Consider the following 12267-nt stretch of genomic DNA (forward strand, 5'->3'; position numbering starts at 1 on the left):
GGGGGCGGAGGACCGGGGGCCAGTGCTTTTGGCCGACCTTTCACCCGCATTTCGCCGAGCGCTGATCGGCACAACCCGGCACCTTCCAGGCCCCCCGTCCGTTGACGTATCGGCAGACCTCCCGGCGCGGCCCGCTCCTCGCTTACGATGGCCGTTGCCCTATGAGTAAACCGACCATGCCAGGCCCGACCGGCAAGGAGACCAACCCCCGTGTCCGTCCTCTCGAAGATCATGCGTGCAGGCGAAGGCAAGATCCTGCGCAAGCTGCACCGCATCGCGGACCAGGTCAACTCCATCGAAGAGGACTTCGTCAGCCTCTCCGACGCCGAGCTGCGCGCGCTGACCGAGGAGTACAAGGAGCGTTACGCCGAAGGCGAGACCCTTGACGACCTCCTCCCCGAAGCCTTTGCCACGGTGCGTGAGGCCGCCAAGCGCGTCCTCGGCCAGCGGCACTACGACGTCCAGATGATGGGCGGCGCCGCGCTGCACCTCGGATATGTGGCCGAGATGAAGACCGGTGAGGGCAAGACCCTCGTCGGTACCCTCCCCGCGTACCTCAACGCCCTGTCGGGCAAGGGCGTGCACCTGATCACGGTCAACGACTACCTGGCCGAGCGCGACTCCGAGATGATGGGGCGCGTCCACAAGTTCCTGGGTCTGTCGGTCGGCTGCATCATCGCCAACATGACGCCGGCCCAGCGCCGCGAGCAGTACGCCAGCGACATCACGTACGGCACGAACAACGAATTCGGCTTCGACTACCTGCGCGACAACATGGCGTGGTCGAAGGACGAACTGGTGCAGCGCGGCCACAACTTCGCGATCGTCGACGAGGTCGACTCGATCCTGGTGGACGAGGCCCGTACGCCGCTGATCATCTCCGGCCCCGCCGACCAGGCCACCAAGTGGTACGGCGACTTCGCCAAGTTGGTCACCCGCCTCACCAAGGGCGAGCCCGGCAACCAGCTCAAGGGCATCGAGGAGACCGGCGACTACGAGGTCGACGAGAAGAAGCGCACCGTCGCCATCCACGAGTCCGGCGTGGGCAAGGTCGAGGACTGGCTCGGCATCGACAACCTGTACGAGTCGGTGAACACGCCGCTCGTGGGTTACCTGAACAACGCCATCAAGGCCAAGGAACTCTTCAAGAACGACAAGGACTACGTCGTCATCGACGGCGAAGTCATGATCGTCGACGAGCACACCGGCCGTATCCTCGCCGGCCGCCGCTACAACGAGGGCATGCACCAGGCGATCGAGGCGAAGGAAGGGGTGGACATCAAGGACGAGAACCAGACCTTGGCCACGATCACCCTTCAGAACTTCTTCCGGCTCTACAAGCGCCACGACCACGAGGGCAAGGAAACCCCCGGCCTCTGCGGCATGACCGGTACGGCCATGACCGAGGCCGCCGAGTTCCACCAGATCTACAAGCTGGGCGTCGTGCCGATCCCGACGAACCGGCCCATGGTCCGCGCCGACCAGTCGGACCTGATCTACCGCACCGAGGTCGCGAAGTTCGCCGCCGTCGTCGACGACATCGCCGAGAAGCACGAGCAGGGCCAGCCGATCCTGGTCGGCACGACCTCCGTGGAGAAGTCGGAGTACCTCTCCCAGCAGCTCTCCAAGCGCGGTGTCCAGCACGAGGTGCTCAACGCCAAGCAGCACGACCGTGAAGCGCCGATCATCGCCCAGGCCGGCCGCAAGGGCGCCGTCACCGTCGCCACGAACATGGCCGGACGAGGCACGGACATCAAGCTCGGCGGCAACCCCGACGACCTCGCCGAGGCCGAGCTGCGCCAGCGCGGTCTCGACCCCGTCGAGCACGTCGAGGAGTGGGCCGCCGCGCTGCCCGCCGCCCTGGAGAAGGCCGAGCGGTCCGTGAAGGCGGAGTTCGAGGAGGTCAAGAGCCTGGGCGGGCTCTACGTCCTCGGTACGGAGCGCCACGAGTCGCGTCGCATCGACAACCAGTTGCGCGGTCGTTCCGGCCGTCAGGGCGACCCCGGCGAGTCCCGCTTCTACCTCTCGCTCGGCGACGACCTGATGCGGCTCTTCAAGGCGCAGATGGTCGAGCGCGTGATGGCCATGGCGAACGTCCCGGACGACGTGCCGATCGAGAACAAGATGGTGACGCGCGCGATCGCGTCCGCCCAGTCGCAGGTCGAGCAGCAGAACTTCGAGACGCGTAAGAACGTCCTGAAGTACGACGAGGTCCTCAACCGCCAGCGCGAGGTCATCTACGGCGAGCGTCGCCGCGTCCTGGAGGGCGAGAACCTCCAGGACCAGGTCACGCACTTCATGGACGACACGATCGAGGCGTACATCGCGGCGGAGACCGCCGAGGGCTTCGCCGAGGAGTGGGACGTCGACCGGCTGTGGGGCGCCTTCAAGCAGCTCTACCCGGTGAAGGTCACCATCGAGGAGCTGGAGGAGGACGCGGGCGACCGCGCGGGCCTGACCGCCGAGTTCATCTCCGACGCCATCAAGGACGACATCCACCAGCAGTACGAGACGCGTGAGGAGCAGCTCGGCTCCGAGATCATGCGTGAGCTGGAGCGGCGCGTCGTTCTCTCGGTCCTCGACCGCAAGTGGCGTGAGCACCTCTACGAGATGGACTATCTCCAGGAGGGCATCGGCCTGCGTGCCATGGCGCAGAAGGACCCGCTGGTCGAGTACCAGCGCGAGGGCTTCGACATGTTCAACGCCATGATGGACGGCATCAAGGAAGAGTCCGTCGGCTACCTGTTCAACCTGGAGGTCCAGGTCGAGCAGCAGGTCGAGGAGGTTCCGGTGTCGGACGCCGCTCAGGGCGGGGCTTCGCTGGAGAAGAAGGACGCGGTTCCCGCCGGTGGCGGCCGTCCCGAGATCCGCGCCAAGGGGCTCGACGCCCCGCAGCGGCCCGACCGTCTCCACTTCCAGGCGCCGAACGCCGAGGGCGGGGTCGACGAGGGCGACTTCGAGACCGAGGACGCGGGCGTGCGGTCCGAGTCCGACGGGATGACGCGAGCCGAGCGGCGCAAGGCCCAGAAGGGCGGGCGTCGCCGCAAGAAGTGACGCTGAGCTGAGCTGAGCTGAGCTGAGCTTTGGCGGCGTCGGGTTCGGCGTTGCCGGCAGGGCTGTTTGACGTGGGGCCGGGCACGGTTGTGTCCGGCCCTTCGTGTTGTCAGTTGTCAGGGGCCTGGTCGTCTTGTCAGCGGGTCTGGTCGCCGACCTCCACCGCCGTGCAGCGCCATCGCTGGTCCTCGCCCAGGTGCAGGCGGAAGGCCAGCGCCCTGAGGGCCGGGCCCGTGCCGATCCTCGCGAAGACCTCGTAGACGCCGGGGCGCGGCTCGTAGTGGCCGATGCGGTGGACCATGGGGCGGCGGCCGTTCACGGTCAGAGGGGCGAGTTCGGCGAGGCGGGTCAGGTCGTCGAAGGCGGTGTGGGCGATGTGGCGGGCCGCCCAGTGGACCGGCTTCTGGCCGCTGAGCACCAGGAGCAGGCGTTCGGTGAAGAGCTCCGTGGGGTGCGGTGGGGGTTGGGGCGGGGTCCTGAGGGGGCGTGTGGGGGTGCGTGTTGCGGAGGGGCGGCGGGGGTCCGTGCGGGTCGGGGGGCGGGTGGGCGCTGTGTTTGTCGCTGCCGGGCGGGGGCGGGGCCTGGTCATTACCTTGGTCATCGCCTTGTGCATGCCGTGTCGCCTCCGGCTTCGCTGTCCCGGTCTTTGTCGGTACCGGGTAGTAACTTCCGTGGCAGATCTTGTACGGGGGCGGAGGTGGGGGGTGCAAGAGGGCTCGGGGGGCGGGGGCGGGGACGGGAGAATCACCTATCCGGGTGGCGGGGGGTGGCTTGTGCCTTGGGGGTGCTGGGGTGTGCCGGGTGAAGGGCGGGGGTGCGGGGTGACGCAAGGGGTGGGGGTGGGGCGCAGCTCGAAGGGGGACTCCCGCGCGTATTCTGGGGGTCTGATCATTGACCTTTCGGCCGGCTGGGCGCGGCTTCCGGGGCTGTTCTTTTTTGGCTCCGGGTCTGTGTCTCCGGCTCCGGCTCCGGGTCTGTTTCTACGGCTTTCTGTTCCCAACCGTGAAAGCGGGTCGTCATGCGCGTCTACGTTCCCCTGACCCTGAGCCGCCTCGCCGAGGTGCACAAGGCGGGCGAGCTGGGGCCTGCGCCGCTGACCGCCTATGCCGTGACGCCGGCTCTGCGTGAGTGGGTGGGCTCCGATGATGTCGAGGAGCTGGAGTACGCCGCTCTGAGCCAGGCCGCGGCTGCCTCGCTGCTGCTGATCGCCGGGGATGCGGGGTCGGCTCGGCGGCGGGTCGTGCTGGCTGCGGATGTGCCGGATGCCGGGCTTGAGGTGGCCGCGGGGTCGGTCTCGCTCGGTGAGGTGCGGGTTGCCGGGGTGCTGGGGATGAAGAAGGTTGCCGCCGTGCATGTGGATGCGGGGGACGCTGAGGGGGTTGTTGCTGCGGCGGTGGCTGCCGGGGGGCAGGGGGACGCGGTTGAGGATCATGAGTTGCTGTGGTTTGCGACGCAGGAGATTCCGGGGCTGATTGGTTGAGGGGCCCTGCGGGGCTTGAGCGGGTCTTCTGGGTGCCCCTGGGGGCAGGGGCTCTCCCGCCCACCCGCCCGTTTGCCCCGCGTCCGACTCTGGACGAACGGGCTCTCCCGCCCACCCGCCCGATTGCCCCGTGTTGAGGGAGGGTGGGTGGGGATTGGCGTGTGGGGAGGCTTGGGGCTTTCGGGCGTGACTCAGGGCGTCGCGAGCCGGGTGTGGCTCGGGGGCGTCGCGAGCCGGGCGTGGCTCGGGGGCGTCGCAAGGCGGGCGTGGCTCGGGGGTGTTGTAAGCCGGGTGTGGCTCGGGGGCGGCGCAAGGCGGGCGTGGCTCGGGGGCGTCGCGAGGCGGGCGTGGCTCGGGGGTGTTGTAAGCCGGGTGTGGCTCGGTGGCGTCGCAAGCCGGGCGTGGCTCGGGGCGTCGCGAGCCGGGTGTGGCTCGGGGCGTCGCGAGCCGGGTGTGGCTCGGGGCGGCGTAAGCCGGGTGTGGTTCGGAGGTGTTGTAAGCCGGGCGTGGCTGCGTGGGGTCGTAAAACCGGGAGTGGGGCGGTCGGGGGTGCGGGTACCGTCCTTCTATGGGGAAGTTGCTGCGCGGGGCGCATATCGTCTGGGACTGGAACGGGACGCTGCTGCATGACATTCATGCGGTGATCGACTCGACGAACGCGTCGTTCGCGGAGATCGGGCTCGACCCGATCACGCTCGAGCGGTACCGCGATCTGTACTGCGTTCCCGTCCCCCTGTTCTACGAGCGGCTGATGGGACGGCTGCCGACGGACGCCGAGTGGCAGGTCATGGACGCCGTCTTCCACAAGCACTACTGGGCTCGTGCCGAGGCCTGCGGCCTTGCCGACGGCGCCGCTGAACTGCTCGCCGCGCGGCGGGCCGCAGGGCGCACGCAGTCGCTGCTCTCGCTCGCGCCGCACGAGCACCTCGTGCCGATCGTGCGGCGGCACGGCATCGAGGAGCACTTCGTGCGTATCGACGGGCGCATGGACGCCTCGCACGCGGGCAAGGCCGAGCGGATGGTGCGGCACCTCGCGGCCCTCGAAGGGGTTGCCGCCGCCGAGCGGGTCGTGGTTATCGGTGACGCCGTCGATGATGCCGTGGCGGCGGCGCACGTGGGCGCGCAGGCCGTGCTCTACACCGGCGGCTCGCACAGCCGGGCCAGCCTGGAGGCGGTCGGCGTCGAGGTCCCGGTGGTCGACAGCCTCGCCGAGGCCGTGGAGGTCGCCGAGCGCCTGGCGGCCGCCTAGGTCACGCTGACACGCTGACCCCGGCCGCAGCCGCAGGCCCTCAGGCCACCCACCCGGAGTCACCCGCGTTCAGGCCACCCGCGCCCGGGGCACGGGCGTTCAGGCCACCCCGTCCGAGCCAAGGCCGACAGGGCCGTCAAGGCCACCCGGCCCGGGCGGCAAGCGTTAAGACCATCCCGCCGGACCAGACGGCGCAGGCCGCCCCGCCCCGGCCGCGGGTATCCAGGCCACCCCGCCCCGGCCGCGGGTATCCAGGCCACCCGCCCGGACCAGACCACCCCGCCCAGGCCCACCGCCTAGGTGACCGGCGCCTTTGCTCGCAGTACCGTCAGGAATTCCCTCATCCAGCCCGAGTGGTCCGCCCAGCCGCGGGCCGAGACCAGGGTGCCGTCGACCACCACCTCCGCGTCCTTGAACGTTGCTCCCGCTGTCTGCATGTCCAGCTCCAGGGCCGGATACGCCGTGACCCTGCGGCCGCTCAGGCCGCCGATCGCTGCTGTCAGGAGCGGGCCGTGGCAGATCTGGGCGACCGGCTTGTCCGAGTCGAAGAAGGACTTGAGGATCTTGCGGAGTTCCGGGTCGTTGCGCAGATACTCCGGGGCCCGGCCGCCCGGGATCACCAGAGCGGCGTACTGGCCGGGGTCGACTTCGGAGAAGGCGAGGTCCGCGGGCCACGTGTAGCCGGGCTTCTCCGTGTACGTGTCGAAGCCCTGCTCGAAGTCGTGCACCACGAACTGCAGCTTCTTGCGGGCGGGGGCGGCGATGTGGACGTCGTACCCCTCCTCGCGCAGCCGCTGATAGGGGTAGAGGACTTCGAGTGACTCCGCTGCGTCGCCGGTCACTATCAGGATCTTGGCTGCCATCGGTGCTCGCTCCCCAATCGTGGGCGGACCGGTCATGGGCGGATCGGTCGTCCGCGGACCGGTCGGTCGTACGCGGACCGGTCGGTCGTGTGCAGACCGGTCGTACGCCGACCGGTCGCACGCGGACCCGTCGTGCGCGGCCGGGGTCCGCCCGGCGCGCGCTGTCCGGTCCTTCCGCTCAACGTGCATCCGCCCGTCCGGTTTGCCAAGAGGGCCCACCGGTCCGGCGCCGGGGCTCATCGTCGACAGATGGCGCGAAAGTCTCTGTGCAGAGTGTCAAAGTTCCACCCCTGCTTTTGTACACATACGGCTCATGACGATCCCCGGGTGGAGGGCGATAGCCTTGACCCGTGATCAGCGCGATATCCCGCGGGGGCGTGTACGCCCCCGCCCTGCGCCCGGGGAACACGGAGGACATCCGTGCCCGGGGCCTCGCTGACGCTTCTTCGCGGTGCGGCCAGTCAGCTCTTTCCGACCATCGGTCAGCGAAACCGCTGAATATGGCGGATAACCGCCCGCTCATCTCTCACCGCGGCATAACGTCGACTTCGACCGGAGACCCCGCGTCGCGGCGTTACGTCGGATCATTTCCGCCTACGTCACGCAACGGCGCGCGACAGGAGTCAGAGGACAATGCAGAACAAGCTGGACGAAGCCAAAGCCGAGTTGCTCACACGGGCGGCCCGGGTAGCTGAGAACAGCCCGGCCGGGGGCCGCCTACCGAGTGGCGCACCGGCCGGGTCGAAGGGCAAGAAGGCCACGACCGACCAGGACACGGCCCTCGCGTTCCTCCAGCGCTACTACCTGCACACCGCCCCGGAGGACCTGGCCGACCGTGACCCGGTCGACGTCTTCGGAGCCGCCTTCTCCCACTACCGGCTTGCCGAGAACCGCCCGCAGGGCACGGCCAACGTCCGCGTGCACACCCCGACCGTCGAGGAGAACGGCTGGACGTGCAGCCACTCCGTCGTCGAGGTCGTCACCGACGACATGCCGTTCCTGGTGGATTCGGTCACCAATGAGCTCACGCGGCAGGGGCGCGGCATCCATGTCGTCATCCACCCCCAGGTCGTCGTACGACGGGACGTGACCGGCAAGCTCCTCGAGGTCCTCACCGACCCCGGCACGGAGCGCCCGCACGACGCCGTCACCGAGTCCTGGATCCACGTCGAGATGGACCGCGAGACCGACCGCGCGGACCTGAAGCAGATCAGCGCCGATCTGCTCCGGATCCTCTCCGACGTACGCGAGACCGTCGAGGACTGGGAGAAGATGCGCGACGCCGCGCTGCGCATCGCCGACGAGCTCCCCACCGAGCCGACCGCCGACGACCTCATCGACCAGGAGGTCGACGAGGCCCGCGAGCTGCTGCGCTGGCTCGCCGACAACCACTTCACCTTCCTGGGCTTCCGTGAGTACGACCTGACGGAGGACGACTCGCTCGCCGCCGTGCCCGGCACCGGCCTCGGCATTCTGCGCGCCGACCCCAAGCACGAGGGCGAGGAGGACCACCCGGTAAGCCCCTCCTTCAGCCGGCTGCCCGCGGACGCGCGCGCGAAGGCCCGTGAGCACAAGCTGCTCGTGCTCACGAAGGCCAACAGCCGGGCGACCGTTCACCGGCCGTCCTACCTCGACTACGTCGGCGTGAAGAAGTTCGACGCCGAGGGCAACGTCGTCGGTGAGCGGCGCTTCCTCGGGCTCTTCTCGTCCGCCGCGTACACCGAGTCCGTGCGCCGCGTGCCGGTCATCCGCCGCAAGGTCCAGGAAGTGCTCAAGGGCGCGGGCTTCTCGCCCAACAGCCACGACGGGCGTGACCTCCTCCAGATTCTGGAGACCTACCCGCGCGACGAGCTCTTCCAGACTCCGCCCGACGAGCTGCGCGCCATCGTCACGTCCGTCCTTTACCTCCAGGAGCGCCGCCGGCTGCGGCTCTACCTGCGCAAGGACGAGTACGGGCGCTACTACTCCGCCCTCGTCTACCTGCCGCGCGACCGCTACACCACCGGCGTCCGGCTGCGGATCATCGACATCCTCAAGGAGGAGCTCGGCGGCGACAGCGTCGACTTCACCGCCTGGAACACCGAGTCGATCCTCTCCCGGCTGCACTTCGTGGTCCGGGTCCCGCCGGGCGGCAGGCTCCCGGAGCTCACCGACGCCGACACCGACCGCATCGAGGCCCGGCTCGTCGAGGCCGCGCGCTCCTGGGCCGACGGCTTTGGCGAGGCGCTGACCGCCGAGTGCGGCGAGGAGCGCGCCGCCGAGCTGCTCCGCCGCTACTCCGGCGCCTTCCCCGAGGGCTACAAGGCCGACCACTCGCCGCGCGCCGCCGTCGCCGACCTCCAGCACCTGGAGCAGCTCAAGCACGGGCGCGAGGACTTCGCGCTCAGCCTGTACGAGCCGGTGGGCGCCGCCCCCGGCGAGCGCCGCTTCAAGATCTACCGCTCGGGCGGCCAGGTCTCGCTCTCCGCCGTCCTGCCGGTGCTCCAGCGCCTGGGCGTCGAGGTCACCGACGAGCGCCCCTACGAGCTGCGCTGCTCGGACCGTACGAACGCGTGGATCTACGACTTCGGCCTGCGCCTGCCCAAGTCGCAGAACGGCAACGGCGACTACTTGGGCGACGACGGCCGCGAGCGCTTCCAGGAGGCCTTCGCCGCCGCCTGGACGGGCGAGGCCGAGGTCGACGGATTCAACTCCCTCGTCCTGCGGGCCGGGCTCAACTGGCGCCAGGCGATGGTGCTCCGTGCCTACGCCAAGTACCTGCGCCAGGCCGGCTCCACTTTCAGCCAGGACTACATGGAGGACACCCTCCGCAACAACGTCCACACCACCCGCCTTCTCGTCTCGCTCTTCGAGGCGCGGATGTCCCCGGACCGCCAGCGCGCCGGGACCGAGCTGACCGACGGGCTCCTCGAAGAGGTGGACGGCGCGCTCGACCAGGTCGCCTCGCTCGACGAGGACCGCATCCTGCGGGCCTTCCTCACCCTCATCAAGGCGACCCTGCGCACGAACTTCTTCCAGGAGGCGGTGGGCGGCAAGCCGCACAGCTACGTCTCCATGAAGTTCGACCCGCAGGCCATCCCCGACCTCCCCGCGCCCCGTCCGGCGTACGAGATCTGGGTGTACTCGCCGCGCGTCGAGGGCGTGCACCTGCGCTTCGGCAAGGTCGCCCGCGGTGGTCTGCGCTGGTCCGACCGGCGTGAGGACTTCCGTACGGAGATCCTCGGCCTGGTCAAGGCGCAGATGGTGAAGAACACCGTCATCGTGCCCGTGGGCGCCAAGGGCGGCTTCGTCGCCAAGCAGCTGCCCGACCCGTCCGTGGACCGCGACGCGTGGCTGGCCGAGGGTGTGGCCTGCTACAAGACGTTCATCTCGGCGCTGCTCGACATCACCGACAATCTGGTCGCCGGTGAGGTCGTGCCGCCCGCGGATGTCGTCCGGCACGACGAGGACGACACGTACCTCGTGGTCGCCGCCGACAAGGGCACGGCGACGTTCTCGGACATCGCGAACGAGGTCGCCCAGTCCTACAACTTCTGGCTCGGCGACGCCTTCGCCTCCGGCGGCTCCGCCGGTTACGACCACAAGGGCATGGGCATCACCGCCCGCGGCGCCTGGGAGTCCGTCAAGCGGCACTTCCGGGAGCTGGGCACCGACACCCAGTCCGAGGACTTCACGGTCGTCGGCGTCGGCGACATGTCCGGTGACGTGTTCGGCAACGGCATGCTGCTCTCCGAGCACATCCGCCTGGTGGCCGCCTTCGACCACCGGCACATCGTCATCGACCCGAAGCCGGACGCCGAGACGTCGTACGCCGAGCGCCGCCGCCTCTTCGAGCTGCCGCGCAGCTCCTGGGCGGACTACAACAAGGAGCTGCTCTCCACGGGCGGCGGGATCTTCCCGCGCAGCGCCAAGGCGATCCAGCTGAACAACCACATCCGCGAGGCCCTCGGCATCGAGCGGGGCGTCGCGAAGATGACCCCGGCCGACCTGATGAAGGCCATCCTCCAGGCGCCGGTCGACCTGCTGTGGAACGGCGGCATCGGTACGTACGTGAAGTCGTCGGCCGAGTCGAACAGCGACGTCGGCGACAAGGCGAACGACGCGATCCGCGTGAACGGCGCCGACCTGCGCGTCAAGGTCGTCGGCGAGGGCGGCAACCTCGGTCTGACCCAGCTGGGCCGTATCGAGTTCGCGCGCGACGGCGGGCGCATCAACACCGACGCCATCGACAACAGTGCGGGCGTGGACACCTCCGACCACGAGGTGAACATCAAGATCCTGCTCAACGCGGTCGTCGCCAACGGCGACATGACCGTCAAGCAGCGCAACAAGTTTCTCGCCGCGATGACGGACGAGGTCGGGACCCTGGTCCTGCGCAACAACTACGCGCAGAACACCGCCCTGTCGAACGCGGTCTTCCAGTCCCCGTCCCTCCTCCACGCCCACCAGCGCTTCATGCGCCGCCTGGGCCGTGACGGTCACCTGGACAGGGACCTGGAGTTCCTGCCCAGCGACCGGCAGATCCGGGAACTCCTGAGCTCCGGGCGCGGGCTCAGCCAGCCCGAGCTCGCCGTGCTCCTCGCGTACACGAAGATCACGGCGGCCGACGAGCTGATCCACACGACGCTCCCGGACGACGACTACCTGCGCGGACTGCTGCACGCGTACTTCCCGAAGGCCCTGCGGGAGAAGTTCCCCGAGCAGGTCGACGGGCACGCGCTGCGCCGCGAGATCGTCACGACGGTCCTTGTCAACGACACGGTGAACACCGGTGGTTCGACCTTCCTGCACCGGCTGCGCGAAGAGACGGGCGCCTCGCTCGAGGAGATCGTGCGGGCCCAGCTCGCGGCCCGCGAGATCTTCGGCCTGAGCAAGGTCTGGGACGCGGTCGAGGCGCTCGACAACGTGGTGGCGGCCGACGTGCAGACGCGCATCCGGCTGCACTCGCGCCGCCTCGTCGAGCGCGGCACGCGCTGGCTGCTCAACAACCGGCCGCAGCCGCTCCAGCTCGCCGAGACCATCGACTTCTTCAGCGAGGGTGTCGCCGAGGTCTGGACCGAGCTGCCCAAGCTCCTGAGCGGCTCCGACCAGGAGTGGTACCAGGGAATCCGCGACGAGCTGACGGGCGCGGGCGTTCCCGACGAACTCGCCCAGCGCGTCGCCGGATTCTCCTCGGCCTTCCCGTCGCTCGACATCGTCGCGATCGCCGACCGCATGGACAAGCGGCCGATGGACGTCGCAGAGGTCTACTACGACCTCGCCGACCGGCTGCGGATCACCCAGCTCATGGACCGCATCATCGAGCTGCCGCGGGCCGACCGCTGGCAGTCGATGGCGCGTGCGTCGATCCGCGAGGACCTGTACGCGGCGCACGCCGCCCTGACGGCCGACGTCCTTGCCGCCGGGAACGGCGAGGACACTCCCGAGCAGCGCTTCAAGGCCTGGGAGGAGAAGAACGCGGCGATCCTGAGCCGGTCGCGGACGACCCTGGACGAGATCCAGAGCTCGGACGCGTTCGACCTGGCGAACCTCTCGGTCGCCATGCGGACGATGAGGACGCTGCTGCGTACTCACTCGTGATCCGTATTCGTCGTACGCCGTAATCCGTCGCACGACGATGA

Annotated in this window: 6 protein-coding genes; 4 read left to right on the plus strand and 2 right to left on the minus strand. The window is 69.2% G+C overall.

Annotated elements, in window-relative coordinates:
• The first annotated feature begins 210 nt into the window (after positions 1–210).
• The gene (gene secA / locus ACWFR3_RS41245; RefSeq protein WP_453739853.1) at positions 211–3054 is read left to right on the plus strand and encodes a preprotein translocase subunit SecA; all 2844 of its coding nucleotides are present in this window, start codon (positions 211–213) and stop codon (positions 3052–3054) included.
• 136 nt (positions 3055–3190) lie between these two features.
• Here the strand turns inward: secA and ACWFR3_RS41250 are convergent, their stop codons facing one another.
• Complete coding sequence (locus ACWFR3_RS41250) at positions 3191–3667, minus strand: Rv3235 family protein (protein ID WP_453739854.1); 477 nt, start codon at positions 3665–3667, stop codon at positions 3191–3193.
• Positions 3668–4072: 405 nt separating this feature from the next.
• Here ACWFR3_RS41250 and ACWFR3_RS41255 point away from each other — a divergent pair, with 405 nt between their 5' ends.
• Both ACWFR3_RS41255 and ACWFR3_RS41260 read left to right on the plus strand, forming a co-directional pair.
• Positions 4073–4534: a DUF6912 family protein gene (locus tag ACWFR3_RS41255; protein WP_453739855.1), complete on the plus strand. Its 462-nt coding sequence runs from the start codon at positions 4073–4075 to the stop codon at positions 4532–4534.
• A gap of 568 nt (positions 4535–5102) precedes the next feature.
• A complete protein-coding gene (locus ACWFR3_RS41260; RefSeq protein ID WP_453739856.1) occupies positions 5103–5783 on the plus strand; it encodes an HAD family hydrolase in 681 nt (226 codons plus the stop codon).
• A gap of 296 nt (positions 5784–6079) precedes the next feature.
• On the opposite strand, the gene ACWFR3_RS41265 is transcribed toward ACWFR3_RS41260, so the two are convergent.
• Positions 6080–6646 (minus strand): DJ-1/PfpI family protein, encoded by a 567-nt coding sequence (locus ACWFR3_RS41265; RefSeq protein WP_453739857.1) that lies wholly within the window; start codon positions 6644–6646, stop codon positions 6080–6082.
• Positions 6647–7279: 633 nt separating this feature from the next.
• Here ACWFR3_RS41265 and ACWFR3_RS41270 point away from each other — a divergent pair.
• Positions 7280–12226 (plus strand): NAD-glutamate dehydrogenase, encoded by a 4947-nt coding sequence (locus tag ACWFR3_RS41270; RefSeq protein WP_453739858.1) that lies wholly within the window; start codon positions 7280–7282, stop codon positions 12224–12226.
• The last annotated feature ends 41 nt before the right edge of the window (positions 12227–12267 follow it).

It is taken from the genome of Streptomyces sp. NPDC055189, from assembly GCF_053606765.1.